This is a genomic window from Streptomyces sp. NPDC101151 (assembly GCF_044768335.1).
Classification (GTDB): Bacteria; Actinomycetota; Actinomycetes; order Streptomycetales; family Streptomycetaceae; genus Streptomyces.
The window spans coordinates 317377-331011 of sequence record NZ_JBIWPP010000004.1; the positions used below are offsets into that span (position 1 = coordinate 317377).

The window sequence follows — 13635 nt, forward strand, 5'->3', positions numbered from 1 at the left end:
GTTCCGCACCTCCTGGCCCCGACTTCCGGGTCACCTGTGCCGTGGGCCCGCCCCTTTGCGGAACCGCTCGGTGACCTCCGGCCCGATGCTCGCCCGCACCGGACGGGCCTCGGGGTCGAACCGCTCGAACAGCTCCGGCAGATGGACGTCCACGGCCGACTCGACCAACTCCGCGTATGCATCGGCGCGTTCCCGACCGCGCCGCCAGGCCACCAGGCCCGCCGCCGCCCCGGCCACGGCGGCCGGCCACCACACCGCGCCCAGCAGCACGTACAGCACCGCCCAGCCGCCCAGCCGCATCGCCTCGTCCAGGCGCTGCCGGGACTCGGTGAGCGGCTGGCGGGTGGAGTCCGGCAGCAGCAGCCACAACCGCGGCCAGGCATCCGCCAGCTCCACCCGGTAGTGCAGCCGGATCCGCACCACCGGCGCGCGCAGCCGGTCCCCGATCCAGGTCGGGCACTGCGGCCGGACCAGCGCCACCTCGTTGCGCGCGGCCTCCAGCGCGCCCGACTGGGCCGTGCCCTCGGCATCTCGGCAGGCCTCGTCGCGCGCCGCCCAGCCGCGCCGCCGCCGCTCGGTGAGCCGGTCCGCCAGGCGGCCGAGCGGACCCGGCCAACTGCCCTGCAGGGCACGCTCGTACGGCCCGGCCAGCGCGTCGGCCAGCAGCGCGACGGCGAAGGACGCGGCCAGCACCCCGAGCAGCAGCACCGCCGTACGCATTGAGCCCGCCCCGTCGGCGGTCAGCGCCCGCAACCGCTGCCGGAGCAACTCCCGGTCCGCCCAGTGCCGTTGGCCCAGCGTCAGGCCGACGGCCGCCAGCGCGGTGAACACCAGCCCCGGCAGCACCAGCACAGCCGCCCAGCGTTCGGCCAGCTTCCGGCCCACGTCCGTGACCAGCCCGGTGAGCATGCCCGGCCGCTCAGCTCTCGGCGTCGAAGCGCAGGGCCAGGTCGAACACCTCGCACACCGGCAGTTCACCGTCGACCCGCCGCCGCTCCCGCCGGACGCAGACATCGCGCGGGCACACGTGTTCCCCGGGCACCGCGTGCGGGCCGTCGTCGGCGACCGCGGTCGGCAACGACGACCGCGCCGACCCGGGATCCTGCGACTCCGGGGCCGTGGGCGCGCGCAGCAGACCCAGCTGGGACAGATACTCCTCGACCGGCTCGCCGGACCGGGCGGCCCGCACGGCCCGGTCGATCACCAGCCGCCGCGCCGCTCCCACCGGTCCCCGGTGCATCCGGCGGAGCCGGGGCAACTGGTCGCAGAGCAGGGCAACTTGTTGATCACGGTCCTCAAGTGACGACACATCACCCATGGTAGTCGGATCCTCTACGCTTGATCCCGGGATCGGCCCGACGGGCACCGACGACCCGAACAGCGCGACAGCGGACGGGGGTACGGGGTGGACGTCCTGCTCGGCACCGGGGACGGGGAAGACGCCGCACAGACCGCGGCAGCGCCCGGCGTCCCGCACGCGCGACGGCCGCCCGCGCCCCGCGCCACCTTCCGCCGGGACCTGCGCACCGTGCAGAACCGGCTGTGGGCCGCCTCCGGGGCCGGGGTGGGTGCGCTGGTGTGCCTGCTGTCCGCCGACGGCGCCCGCGCGGCGGGGGCGCCCGCCCCCGTGGTCGCCGAGAGCGTGTTCGGTGCGGCCGTCCTCGCCCTGCTCGGACTGCGCCTCCTGCTCATCTCCCTGCTGCCCGTCGCGCTCACCGTCGACACGGCCGGGATCCAGTGGCGCGGCCCGCTGCGCCGGCTGCGGCTGCCCTGGGCGGACATCGACCGGATCTGTGTGGTCCCGGCAGCGGACCGGCGCCTGCTGGGCACCGGCCACCGCTTCCCGGAACAGCTGCTGCTGCGCATGACCACGACGGCCGTCCGGCCCCGGACCGGACTCCTCTCCCGGGCACTGGAGCCGACGCCCCGTTTCGACCGGGGCTGGGACGGCCTCGCCGTCGACCTGCGCCTGCTGGACGCCGACCCGCCCGCCCTCGACCGGGCGTTGGAGGCGCACGCCGGCCCCCGCTGGCGCCGTACCGGACTGCCCCGGCGGATCGGCTCGGGTCACCGGATCCCGGGCCGGCTCCGCTCCCCGCTCGCCGTCCGCCTCTCGCACCGGGGCCGGCTGCTGTCGGTCGGCGTCTGGCTGCTGTGCTGCTGGGGCTACTTGTGGCACAGCGAGACCCGCCCGTCCGCCGGTCTGCACTGGCCGTACGTGGGCGCCGCGGTCGCCGCCCCCGCCGTCGTCCTGCCCCTGCTGGCCGCGTTCGACCGGCTGCTCGGCAGACGGTGCGCCCTGTACCTGGACGCCGAAGGGCTCCGGCTGCGCGTGGGCGCGGACGAACGGGTGCTGCCCTGGGACGCGTCGGCCGGCATGGAGATCGAGTCGCCGCCCAGCGCCGGCGGCGACCGCCGCCCCCGCTGGACCCTCCTCGCCCACTCCGCCCCCGGCGCACCGGCCCGGGGCTTCCAGGCGGCGGCCGACGGCACCGTCCAGCCCGTCCGGCCCGTCGCGCCGCCGGTCACCGAACCGCTGCGGGGCTGTTTCCGCAGGGTCCCCGGCGGCCCGCTGGAGATCGCGCCCGTGCTGGCGGGCCCGGTCGGCGAGGCCCACGGGCTCTTCGTACACCCCGAGCAACTCGCCTACGTCCTGGGCACCTACGGCGTCCGGGTCGCCGGACCGGCCCGCGGCAGCGCGGCCGCGGGCCGCTGGAGCAACCCCGCCCTCGACCCCGTACCCCCGCCTTCGGACCCGCCGCCCCCGCCGCCCGCATCCCGCACGGCCGCCGTCGGGGAGGTCCGGGTCCTGCGGGTGGCGCGCACCGCGACCCGCGGGCACCGCACGATCGCGGCGGCGCTGCGCGCCCACACCGGCGACGGTCCCCTGTGCGTCCTGGTCGAACCGGGCCGCTACCCGGAACCCCTCGTCCTCAAGGGCGATGTGGAGATCCGCGCCGTGCGCGGACCGGACACCGTGAGCATCGAGCGGTCCGCCGAGACCGCGGTCAGCGTGACCGGCACCGCCGTGCTGACCGGGCTGACGGTCGTCTGCCGCGGCAAGGCAGCCGTGGCGGTCGCCTCCGGCCGGCTCGCTCTGCGCGACTGCCGGCTGGCGGGGCACGCGGGAGCCGTCGCGCTGAGCGCCGCGGCGGACTCCGAAGTCGCCGTGACCGGAGGCCACTTCGCCGTCGGTGCCGTCGCGCTGAGCGGTGCCCGCGCCGTCTTCCACGGCACCCGGTTCCGCGAGGCGGAAGAGGACGCCCTCCTGGTCGCCGACAGCGCCCGGGCCGAGGCGACCGGCTGCTCCTTCGCCGACGCCCGCGGCAGTGCCGTCCACGTCACCGGCGCCGACAGCAGCGCCCGGCTCACCGACTGCGCGTTCACCGGCACCGGCGCACACGGCGTCCTCGCCGACCGGCACGGCGAGGCCGAGGTGCGCGACTGCAGGTTCCTGGACCTCGCCGGAACCGCGCTGGGCTTCCGTGAGCAGGGCCACGGCACCGTCGTACACACCCGGGTGAGCGGCGCGAACGCGGGCGCGGTCATCGCCGGCGGCGCCGACCCCACCCTGCGCGACTGCACCTTCGAGGGCTGCCGGGCCGTGGGCGTCCGGGTGACCGAGGAGGGCGTGGGCCGGCTGGCGGACTGCACCTTCTCCCGCGCCTCCAACGCCGCCCTGCACGTCGACCAGCGCGGCAGACTGCGCCTCGACGACTGCCGGGTCGACAGCGCCCGCAAGGGGGTGGTCGTGGAGAACGGCCATGCCGTCCTCGCCCGCCTCGACGCCCGCACCCTGACCGAGTCCGCGGTACGGCTGTGCCAGGACGGCACCGTCGAGATCCGCGAACTGCGAGCCGAGGACTGCCGATACGGCGTGTACGCCTCCGACACGGGCTCGGCCGGCGAGGTCACGGGAGCCGTCCTGACCGGCATGGGCGACAGCGGACTCGTCCTCACCGGATCCGCGCGGCTCACCGTCCGCGACGTCAGGGTCGACGGCACCCTCGGCGACGGCTTCCTCGTCCGTGACACCGCGGACCTGACCGCGCACGGGTGCACGGTCGAGCGGGCCGGACGGCACGGTGTCCACCTCAGGGACAGCGCCGCCCTCACCGCCGTCGCACTCACGGTGGCCGACTCCGGCACACACGGGCTCCTGGCCGCCGACAGCAGCCACTTCGACCTTCGCGACAGCGCCCTCACCGGCAGCGGCGGCGACGGTCTGCGCGCGGAGAGCGGCGCCGGCGGCCGGGTCGGCGACACCAGGATCACCGGAAGCCACGGCGAGGCCGTGACCGGCGAGGGCACCGGGCACCGCACATCGGTGACCACCGACGAACGGCCCCCGGCGGCCACGCCCCCGCCCGGCACCGGGGATCCGCGGGCCGAACTCGACGCCCTGATCGGCCTGTCCGAGGCCAAACGCCAGGTCCGCACCCAGGCCGACCTGCTCCGGCTGGCCGGCCTGCGCCGCGAGGCCGGACTGCCCGAGCCGCCCGGCGGCCGCCACCTGGTCTTCTCCGGCCCACCGGGCACCGGCAAGACCACCGTGGGCCGCCTCTACGGCCGCATCCTCGCCGACCTCGGCGTCCTGGCCGACGGCAGGCTGGTCGAGGTGCACCGCAGCGACCTGGTCGGCCAGTACCTCGGTTCCACCGCCCTGAAGACCCGCGCCGCCTTCGACAGCGCCCGGGGCGGAGTCCTCTTCATCGACGAGGCCTACAGCCTCTCCCGCCGCTTCGGCGTCGGACACGACTTCGGCCAGGAGGCCATCGACGAGCTGACCAAGCTGATGGAGGACCACCGGGACGACGTCGTCGTGATCGCGGCCGGCTACCCGGCGGAGATGGAGGAGTTCCTCACCGCCAACCCCGGCCTGGCGTCCCGCTTCTCCCGCACGGTGACCTTCCGGCCGTACAGCCCCGAGGAACTCGTGCGGATCGTACGGCACTTGGCCGGCCTGCACGGGTTCGAACTGGACACCGGAGTGGACGAGCTGCTGCTGGCGCGGTTCCGCTCCGGGGGCGGCGCGCAGGAGCCCGCCAACGGACGGGACGCGCGAACGCTGTTCGAGGACATGGTGGAGCGGATGGCGGTGCGGCTGGCCGAGGTGGAGCGGCCCAGCGCGCAGGAGCTGCTGGTGCTGCGGCGGGACGATCTCACGGAAAGCCGTGGGCAGGTGTGAGGACGCCTCCGGCCGGGCGGATCAGGCCGTGGCCCTCACCGGCAGCACCAGCGTGAACACCGTCATGCCCTCGCCCGCCGTCACGCCCAGCGTTCCCCCGTGCGCCTCCACCAGCCCTCGTGCCACCGACAACCCCAGCCCGCTGCCGCCCCGGTCCCGGCTGCGGGCCTTGTCCACGCGGTAGAAGCGGTCGAAGACGCGGTCGCGGTCGGCGGGCGGAATGCCGTGGCCCGTGTCGGCGACCCGGACCGTGGCCGCGCCCGGCTCGGCCGAGACCGTGACGGACACCTTCGTGCCGGCCGCGGTGTGCACGGCCGCGTTGGTGAGGAGGTTGTCCAGGACCTGGCGGATGCGCGCGGGATCCAGCCGCAGCCGCACCGGGCCGGACCCGGTGGCGACGGTCAGCGGGTGCTCCGGGTGACCCGCGCGGAAGGCGTCCGCCGCCTCGCGCACGAGGTCCGTGAGATCGGTGTCCGCCGGGCGCAGCGGAGCCTCCACCTCGGCCGCGTCCAGCCGGGCGAGCAGGAGCAGGTCGTCGAGCAGGACGGACATCCGGGCGGCCTCGGCGCGCAGCCGGGCCAGATGGCGGTCGCGTTCGCCGGGCTCGTTGGCGGCCGCGTACTGGAACAGGTCGGCGTAGCCGCGCACCGACATCAGAGGTGTGCGCAGTTCGTGGGAGGCGTCGGCGACGAAGCGGCGCAGGCGCTGCTCGGCCTCGGCGCGCACGGCGAGGGAGTCGTCGATGTGCTCCAGCATCGTGTTGAAGGCGGTGCGCAGCTCCTCGACCTCGGGGCCGCCGCCGGGACCGTCGGCACGCACCGGCAGCCGGGCCGCCGACTCGGTCAGATCGTGCGAGGCGATGCCGTGCGCCGTGTGCGCCATGTCGCTGAGCGGCTGGAGACCCCGGCGCAGCATCCTGCGGCCGATGACCACCAGCGCGAGCAGGGCCAGCACGAAGGCCACCACCTGCACCGTGATGAGCTGCCGCACCGTGCCCTCCACGTCCCCCAGCGGGGCCGCACTGACCAGCACCACCCCCGGCTCCACCTCGCAGGCCCGCAGCCGGTAGCTGCCCTCGCCCTCGATGTGCACGGTCCGGAGGATCTCCGTCGCCGAGCGGGCGCGGGCCTCGGCGAGCGCGGTGAGGGGGCGGGTGTCGGCGGGCACGTCGGCGGGGGTGCGCAGCCGCGCCGACGTGCCCGAGACGTCGTAGACCGCCGTGTACCAGCCGTAGTACGGCTGGCGCCGGACCGTGCCGTGGGTGGAGGCGTCCTTGGACTGCACCACCTGGACCAGTTTCAGCTGGTCGCCCAACTGCCGCTCCAGGTAGTCGTGCATGTATGTCGTCAGGGCCGTGCCGACCACCGCGAACACCACCAGGGACAGCGCGCCCAGGCCCAGGGCCAGCCGGGTGCCGAGGCGGAGCCTGCCGTAGGCGCGGCGCAGCCGGGCGGTCACCGGGCCGCCGGCCGCACGGCGTACCCGAACCCCCGCGCGGTGTGGATCAGCGGCTCGGTGCCCGTCTCGTCGAGCTTGCGGCGCAGCCGGCTGACGACCAGCTCGACGACGTTCGAGCGGCCGCCGAAGCCGTACTCCCAGACGTGGTCGAGGATCTGCGCCTTGGTGAGCACGGAGGGCGACCTGCGCATCAGATAGCGCAGCACCTCGAACTCGGTGGGCGTGAGCGCGAGCAGCCGCTCCGCACGGTGGACCTCGCGGGTGTCCTCGTCCAGGGTCAGGTCGGCGACGCGCAGCACGGACCGCTGGAAGCCCGGGCCGGCACTGCGTCGCAGCACCGTGCGCAGCCGGGCCATCAGCTCCTCCACGGCGAACGGCTTGACCAGGTAGTCGTCCCCGCCCCTGGTGAGCCCGGCGACCCGGTCGGCGACACCGTCGCGCGCCGTGAGGAACACCACCGGCACCATCGTCCCCGAGCCGCGCAGCCGGTCGAGCACGCCGAAGCCGTCCACGTCGGGCAGCATCAGGTCCAGGACGACGATGTCCGGCCCGAACTCGGCGGCCCGGGCGAGGGCCTCCTCGCCGGAGTACGCGGTGACCGCCTCCCAGCCCTCGTAGCGGGCGACCGTGGCGACCAGGTCGGCGATCGGCGGGTCGTCGTCCACGACCAGCAGTCGTACCTTCTCCACCCGCTCATCCTCCTGCACGGGCTCCGCCGCGCCAGACCCGGGCACCCCCACCAGGCACATCGATATCCAGTTGAAAGTCGTCCGACAGGAAAACGACAGCCTCCCCGGGTGAAGCTCGACTCCCAGGACCCGATCAAGGAGCCGCCGTCCGTGACGACCCTCCAGTCCCGCCCCGCACCGCCCCCCTCGGCGATACGCCCCCGGGTCGTGGCCCGCACCGGTCTCTACGCGCTGCTGGCCGTCAACGCGGCCGTGGTGGCCTACTTCTTCGCCCGGGGCGGATTCGCCTCCAACACGCTCGTCGTGCTCGGCCGGCTCGCCGGTCTGTACGGCGCCCTCCTCATGTCCTTGCAGCTGCTGCTGGTGGCCCGGCTGCCCTGGCTCGACCGCCGCATCGGCATGGACCGGCTGACCGCCTGGCACCGCTGGACCGGCTTCGGCATCCTGTGGACGCTCCTCGCGCACGCCGTGTTCATCGGCTTCGGCTATGCCGAGGGGACCGACGTGGGCCCGGTCGGCGAGATCCTCGACCTCGCCGAGACCACCACGGGTGTGCTCCGCGCGATCGTCGCGCTGGGGATCATCGTCGTGGTGGGAGCCGTCTCGGCCCGCCGCGCGCGGCGCCGTCTCGCCTACGAGACCTGGCACTTCATCCACCTGTACACGTATGTCGCCGTGGTGCTCGCGTTCACGCACCAGGTCGCGGCCGGCACGACCTTCACCTCGTCGACCGCCGCGAAGACGTACTGGTACGCGCTGTGGGGCCTCGCCCTCGGCTCGGTGGTCCTCGGCCGCCTCGTCCTCCCGCTGCGCCGGAACCTGCGCCACCGGCTGCGCGTCTCGGCGGTCGTCCCCGAGTCCGACAACGTCGTCTCGGTCCACATCACCGGTCGCGACCTCGACAGGCTGCCCGCGCAGGCCGGTCAGTTCTTCCTGTGGCGGTTCCTGACCCCGGACCGCTGGTGGCAGGCCAACCCGTTCTCCCTCTCGGCCGCGCCCGACGGCCGTACCCTGCGCCTCACCGTCAAGGCGGCCGGCGACGGCAGCGCCGCCCTGCGCCACCTGAAGGCCGGCACCCGCGTGTTCGCAGAGGGCCCCTACGGCGCCTTCACCACCCTGCACCGCACGAAGCCGGAGTCCCTGCTCATCGCGGGCGGCGTCGGCGTCACCCCCATCCGGGCCCTCCTGGAAGACCTGCAGGGCCACGCCGTCGTCATCTACCGCGTCGCCGCCGATCGCGACGCCGTCCTCTACGACGAACTGCGCGACCTCGCCCTCGCCAAGGGCGCCGAGCTGCACCTGGTGACCGGACCGGCCGTCCCCGACAAGCTGGCGCCGCGCGAGCTGGCGCAGCTGGTGCCGGACATCGCCGACCGGGACGTGTTCCTGTGCGGGCCGCCCCCGATGATGACCGCCGTGCTGCGCAGCCTGGACGACATGGGCGTGCCCAAGCGGCAGATCCACTTCGAGCGTTTCAGCCTGGCGGGATGAGAGAGACATCGTGAAGCGAGCAATACCCGTTCTGGTGCTGTCCGTCGCGGGCCTGATCCCGGTCTGGCGCTACGAGCCGTCCAGCGGCACGACGTCCACGGCCGAGCCCGCCGCGACGCCTTCCGTGTCCCCGTCGTCCCCGTCGTCTTCGTCCTCCCCTGCGTCGGGTTCCTCCTCCGGCACCGTCGTCAAGGGGACGACGGTCAGGACGGAGAAGGGGCCCGTGCAGGTGCAGGTGACCTTCGAGGGCGACCGGATCACCGCCGTGACGATGCTGCAGCAGCCGAACCATCCGCAGACGACGGCGGCGGTGCCGAAGCTGATCGCACAGACGTTGAAGGCGCAGAGCGCGGACGTCGACACGGTGTCCGGCGCGACGATCACGAGTGACGGCTACCAGGAGTCCCTCCAGGCCGCCATCGACTCGAAGGGCGCCTGAGATGCGGCGCGTCGAACACGTCATGGGGTTCCCGGTGTCGCTGCGCGTGGACGACGAGGGCATCCCCGAAGAGGCGGCGGACGCGGTCTTCGCGTGGCTGCGCGAGGCCGACGCCCGGTTCAGCCCCTTCAAGCCCGACAGCGAGGTGTCGCGCCACGACCGGGGCGAGCTGGGGCACGGTGAACTCAGCGACGACCTCGCCGAGGTCCTCGACCTGTGCGAGCACTACCGGCTCGCCACGGGCGGCGCGTTCGACGCACGGCTTTCGGGGCGGGGGCTCGACCCCTGCGCGGTGGTCAAGGGCTGGTCGGTGCAGCGGGCCGCGGAGCTGCTGCGGGCGGCCGGAGCGACGAGGTTCGTCCTGAACGCCGGCGGCGACGTGGTCGTCTCCGGCGGGCCCTGGCGGGTGGGCGTACGGCACCCCCAGCACGCCGGCAGCCTGTGTGCCGTCCTGGAGCTCACCGACGGCGCGGTCGCGACCTCCGCGCCCTACGAGCGCGGCGACCACATCATCGACGGCCGCACGGGGCGTCCGGCGACGGGGCTGCTCAGCATGACCGTCGTGGCACCGTCACTGACCGAGGCGGACTCCGTGGCCACGGCCGCCTTCGCGATGGGCGCCGAGGGCATCGAGTGGGCCGCGGCGCAGGGTGGCTGCGAGGTGTTCGCCGTGGATGCCGCGGGGCAGGTGCTGCGCACGGCGGGGTTTCCGGTCGCGGGGGAGTCGTCGCCCGCGCCGGGCGCCGCATGAGAATCGGGCAACTCACAGGTCAGACACAGTCCGGTCACGCCGGGCCGCCGGCGCTCTCCCGCCGAACTGCCGCAACACAAGCCGTCTACACTCTCCCGGCAACGGCCTAGGCTTCGCCAAAACCGAAGGACACGCGGCGTTTTGATACGGATAGACTCAGTCACCAAGCGGTACCCGGACGGCACCGTGGCCGTCGACCGGCTCTCGTTGGAGATACCCGACCGCGCGATCACCGTCCTCGTCGGCCCCTCCGGCTGCGGCAAGACGACGACGCTGCGGATGATCAACCGGATGGTCGAGCCCAGCGAGGGCAGCATCCTCCTCGACGGCGAGGACATCAGGCAGCAGCGGGTCAACACCCTGCGCCGGTCGATGGGGTACGTCATCCAGAACGCCGGCCTCTTCCAGCACCGCACCATCCTCGACAACATCGCCACCGTGCCCCGTCTGCTCGGCTGGAGCAAGCAGAAGGCGCGGGAGCGGGCCGCGGAGCTGATGGAGCGGGTCGGTCTCGACGCCGCGCTCGCCAAGCGCTACCCGTACCAGCTCTCCGGCGGCCAGCAGCAGCGCGTCGGCGTGGCCCGGGCGCTCGCCGCCGACCCGCCGGTGCTGCTGATGGACGAACCCTTCTCCGCCGTCGACCCCGTCGTGCGCAAGGGACTGCAGGACGAACTCCTGCGGATCCAGGAGGAGCTGGGCAAGACCATCGTCTTCGTCACGCACGACATCGACGAGGCCATCAAGCTGGGCACCATGGTCGCCGTGCTGCGCACCGGCGGCAGACTCGCCCAGTTCGCCCCGCCCGCCGAACTGCTCAGCGCGCCCGCCGACCCCTTCGTGGAGGACTTCCTCGGCGCCGACCGCGGCATCCGGCGGCTCTCCTTCTTCCCGGCCGTCGAACTGGAGTTGCAGACCGCGCCCGTCGTCGCGATCGACGCGGGCGCGGAGAAGCTCGCCTCCCGTGGCACGGCCCCGTATCTCCTCGTGACGGACACCGAGGGCAGGCCGCTCGGCTGGGGCGATCCGGACGACCTCACCGCCGGGGAGATCGACCCGGGCCGGCTGCTGCCGTACGGGCGGCCGTTCGAGCCCGGCAAGGACTCGCTGCGCGCCGCGCTCGACGGGGCCGTGCTGTCGCCGACCGGCTGGGCCGTGGCCGTAGACGGCGAGGGCCGGGCGGTCGGTGTCGTCTCCCAGCAGGTGATCGGCGAGGCGATCCGCGCCGCCCACACCGAGGGCCGTCCAGCTGCGAAGGCCACGGGATGAGCGGCTTCTTCGACATCCCGAGCGACCTCCAGCACGGCTACTTCGGGCTGATCGGGCTGCATCTGAGAGAAGCCCTGGTGCCGGTACTGGCCGGGCTGCTCGTGGCGCTGCCCGTGGCCCAGCTGTGCGTACGGTTCCGCTGGCTCTACGTGCCCGTGTTCGGTGTGACCACCGTGCTGTACGCCGTCCCGTCCCTGGCCTTCTTCGTCGTCCTCATCGACTACACCGGGATGACCGAGACGACGGTGATGATCCCGCTGGCGGTGTACAGCCTGGTGGTGCTGGTCCCCGCGATCGTGGACGGCGTGCGCTCGGTGCCGCCGGAGACCCTCGCCGCCGCCACCGCCATGGGACTCGGGCCGGTACGGCGTTATGTCCAGGTCCAACTGCCCATCGCCGTACCGGCGATCATCGCGGGGCTGCGGGTGGCGACCGTGTCGAGCATCTCCCTCGTCAGCGTCGGCATGCTCATCGGCAACCAGGGTGCCCTCGGCAATCTGCTCAACGACGCGCAGATCTACCACCGGCCCGAACTCGCCGTGAACTCCGTGCTGACCACCGCCGTCCTGGCGATCCTCGTCGACGCCCTGCTGGTCCTCGTCCGGCTCCTGCTGACCCCCTGGATGCCGCGGAAGGGTGCCACCCGGTGAACGTACTCAACTTCGTGCAGGCCTTCTTCAGCGACGGCGCGCACTGGCACGGCACGGACGGCATCCCGCTGCGCGTCGGCGAACACCTCCAGTACTCCCTGGAGGCCCTCGCGATCGCGGCCGCGATCGGACTTCCCGTCGGCCTGGTCACCGGCCACTACGGGCGCGGCGGCAACGCCCTTGCGCTCATCGCCACCGCCGGCCGGGCGCTGCCCACGTTCGGCCTGCTGGTGCTGATGTTCACCTGGCTCGGGTTCGGCCTGTTGCCGGTGATGATTCCGCTGGTCGCGCTGGCCGTACCGCCGATCCTGGTCACCTCCTACGAAGCGATCCGCTCCGTCGACCCGTCGCCGGTGGACGCCGCGCGCGGGATGGGTCTGTCCGAGCCGCGCATCCTGTTCCAGGTGGAGGTCCCGGTCGCGCTTCCGCTGGTCCTCAGCGGCCTGCGTACGGCGGCCATCCAGATCGTCTCCACCGCCACCATCGCGGCCTACGTCAGCTTCGGCGGCCTCGGGCGGTACATCATCGACGGCCTCGCCCAGAGGAACTACGAGAAGGTCGTCGGCGGCGCCACCCTGGTGGCCGGGATGGCGCTCGCGACCCTCGTGGTGTTCTGGGCGGTGTCCCGTATCGCGGTCTCGCCCGGGGTGCGCCGGAGCAACTGAGGTTCAGTCCTCGGTGCGGGCCAGTGCCAGTTCGAGCACGACGAGCAGCGCGTCCCGCACCGAGCCGAGCTCCCGGGCGTCGAAGACCACGACCGGCACGCCGTCGGAGACGTCGAGGGCCCACCGGACCTCGTCAAGGGAGTGCTCCACCGTCCCGTCGAAGGCGTTGACCGCCACGGCGAACGGGATGTCCTTGTGCTCGAAGTAGTCGACGGCGGCGTAGCAGTCGTCCAGGCGGCGGGTGTCGACGATGACGAGACCGCCCACCGCGCCCTCCACGATGTCGTCCCACATGAACCCGAACCGCTCCTGGCCGGGCGTGCCGAACAGGTACAGCTTCAAGGTCGGGTCGATGGTGATGCAGCCGAAGTCCATCGCCACCGTGGTGGTGGTCTTGTGCGGGGTGTGCGTGAGGTCGTCCACGCCCGCCGCGACCTCGGTGATCGACGCCTCGGTGGTCAGTGGCTCTATCTCCGAGATCGAGCCGACGGCGGTGGTCTTGCCCACGCCGAATCCGCCCGCGATCACCATCTTCACCGGCAGCGGCGGCCGTACCTGGGTGGGTGCGGCCGCGCCCCGGGTGAGCGGTTCAGTCGGTGTCACTCGGTACCCCTCGGGAGTTGGGGATGGCCCTGAGGCCATCGATGACCCTGCGCAGGACGGAGGCGTCGTGGGTGGCCTCGGCGTCGGGCAGGTACACCGCCAGTTGCCCCGCGTCGCGCAGGTCTTCGGCCAGCACACGGACCACGTTGAGGTGCAGCCGCAGCCGGGCCGCGAGTTCCGCGATCGACTGGGGCAGCCGGCAGGCGGCGAGGATGTCGTACCGCTCGAAGGAGAGCCGGCCGAGCGCGTCGAGACCGGCGGCGGTGGCCACCACCTGGGTCTCCACCGGCATCGACCGGCCGGAGGCGGCGTCCGCCACCCGGCCGGCGGTGACGAGGAACGGCCGTACGGCGGGGGCGGGGCCGACCGGGTCCGGGCCCGGGGACGGGGTGCCGTCCGCCATGGCTGTCCACTCTTCCTCTCCGGGCGGGAACG

At 73.6% G+C, this 13635-nt stretch carries 13 protein-coding genes; 7 read left to right on the forward strand and 6 right to left on the reverse strand.

What is annotated here, in order from left to right; genetic code table 11:
- Positions 1-30 precede the first annotated feature (30 nt).
- Positions 31-909: a hypothetical protein gene (locus tag ACIRU3_RS09830; protein WP_404053925.1), complete on the reverse strand. Its 879-nt coding sequence runs from the start codon at positions 907-909 to the stop codon at positions 31-33.
- A 10-nt stretch (positions 910-919) separates the two neighbouring features.
- Positions 920-1309 carry a hypothetical protein gene (locus ACIRU3_RS09835; protein WP_404053928.1) on the reverse strand — a complete coding sequence of 130 codons (390 nt, stop codon included), beginning with the start codon at positions 1307-1309 and terminating at the stop codon, positions 920-922.
- Positions 1310-1405: 96 nt separating this feature from the next.
- On the opposite strand from ACIRU3_RS09835, the gene ACIRU3_RS09840 reads away from it, so the two are divergent.
- On the forward strand, positions 1406-5188 hold the full coding sequence (locus ACIRU3_RS09840; protein WP_404053931.1) for a right-handed parallel beta-helix repeat-containing protein: 3783 nt from the start codon (positions 1406-1408) through the stop codon (positions 5186-5188).
- A gap of 21 nt (positions 5189-5209) precedes the next feature.
- Here the strand turns inward: ACIRU3_RS09840 and ACIRU3_RS09845 are convergent, their stop codons facing one another.
- Together ACIRU3_RS09845 and ACIRU3_RS09850 are read right to left on the reverse strand one after the other, a co-directional pair.
- A complete protein-coding gene (locus ACIRU3_RS09845; RefSeq protein ID WP_404053933.1) occupies positions 5210-6646 on the reverse strand; it encodes a sensor histidine kinase in 1437 nt (478 codons plus the stop codon).
- Positions 6643-7335: a response regulator transcription factor gene (locus tag ACIRU3_RS09850; protein WP_404053936.1), complete on the reverse strand. Its 693-nt coding sequence runs from the start codon at positions 7333-7335 to the stop codon at positions 6643-6645. The genes ACIRU3_RS09845 and ACIRU3_RS09850 overlap by 4 nt, the downstream gene beginning before the upstream one ends.
- A 150-nt stretch (positions 7336-7485) precedes the next feature.
- Between ACIRU3_RS09850 and ACIRU3_RS09855 the strand changes: the two genes are divergently transcribed.
- The 6 genes from ACIRU3_RS09855 (at position 7486) to ACIRU3_RS09880 (ending at position 12597) form a co-directional block, all read left to right on the forward strand.
- On the forward strand, positions 7486-8826 hold the full coding sequence (locus ACIRU3_RS09855; RefSeq protein WP_404054426.1) for a ferric reductase-like transmembrane domain-containing protein: 1341 nt from the start codon (positions 7486-7488) through the stop codon (positions 8824-8826).
- A 10-nt stretch (positions 8827-8836) separates the two neighbouring features.
- Entirely contained in the window at positions 8837-9265 is a 429-nt protein-coding gene (locus tag ACIRU3_RS09860) for an FMN-binding protein (protein ID WP_404053939.1), read from the forward strand.
- Position 9266: 1 nt separating this feature from the next.
- The gene (locus ACIRU3_RS09865; protein ID WP_404053942.1) at positions 9267-10016 is read left to right on the forward strand and encodes an FAD:protein FMN transferase; all 750 of its coding nucleotides are present in this window, start codon (positions 9267-9269) and stop codon (positions 10014-10016) included.
- 141 nt (positions 10017-10157) lie between these two features.
- Positions 10158-11282: an ABC transporter ATP-binding protein gene (locus ACIRU3_RS09870; RefSeq protein ID WP_404053945.1), complete on the forward strand. Its 1125-nt coding sequence runs from the start codon at positions 10158-10160 to the stop codon at positions 11280-11282.
- Entirely contained in the window at positions 11279-11932 is a 654-nt protein-coding gene (locus ACIRU3_RS09875; protein WP_404053948.1) for an ABC transporter permease, read from the forward strand. Before ACIRU3_RS09870 ends, ACIRU3_RS09875 begins: the two co-directional genes overlap by 4 nt.
- A complete protein-coding gene (locus ACIRU3_RS09880; RefSeq protein ID WP_404053951.1) occupies positions 11929-12597 on the forward strand; it encodes an ABC transporter permease in 669 nt (222 codons plus the stop codon). The genes ACIRU3_RS09875 and ACIRU3_RS09880 overlap by 4 nt, the downstream gene beginning before the upstream one ends.
- 3 nt (positions 12598-12600) lie before the next feature.
- On the opposite strand, the gene ACIRU3_RS09885 is transcribed toward ACIRU3_RS09880, so the two are convergent.
- Both ACIRU3_RS09885 and ACIRU3_RS09890 read right to left on the reverse strand, forming a co-directional pair.
- Positions 12601-13200: a GTP-binding protein gene (locus tag ACIRU3_RS09885; protein WP_404053954.1), complete on the reverse strand. Its 600-nt coding sequence runs from the start codon at positions 13198-13200 to the stop codon at positions 12601-12603.
- Complete coding sequence (locus ACIRU3_RS09890; RefSeq protein ID WP_404053957.1) at positions 13187-13603, reverse strand: DUF742 domain-containing protein; 417 nt, start codon at positions 13601-13603, stop codon at positions 13187-13189. The genes ACIRU3_RS09885 and ACIRU3_RS09890 overlap by 14 nt, the downstream gene beginning before the upstream one ends.
- Between the last annotated feature and the right edge of the window lie 32 nt (positions 13604-13635).

Excerpts from the sequence above, each read along its gene's own strand:
- ACIRU3_RS09830 (WP_404053925.1), bottom strand. The coding sequence starts at position 909 with ATGCTCACCGGGCTGGTCACGGACGTGGGCCGGAAGCTGGCCGAACGC.
- ACIRU3_RS09890 (WP_404053957.1), bottom strand. The coding sequence starts at position 13,603 with ATGGCGGACGGCACCCCGTCCCCGGGCCCGGACCCGGTCGGCCCCGCC.
- ACIRU3_RS09865 (WP_404053942.1), top strand. The coding sequence starts at position 9,267 with ATGCGGCGCGTCGAACACGTCATGGGGTTCCCGGTGTCGCTGCGCGTG.
- ACIRU3_RS09875 (WP_404053948.1), top strand. The coding sequence starts at position 11,279 with ATGAGCGGCTTCTTCGACATCCCGAGCGACCTCCAGCACGGCTACTTC.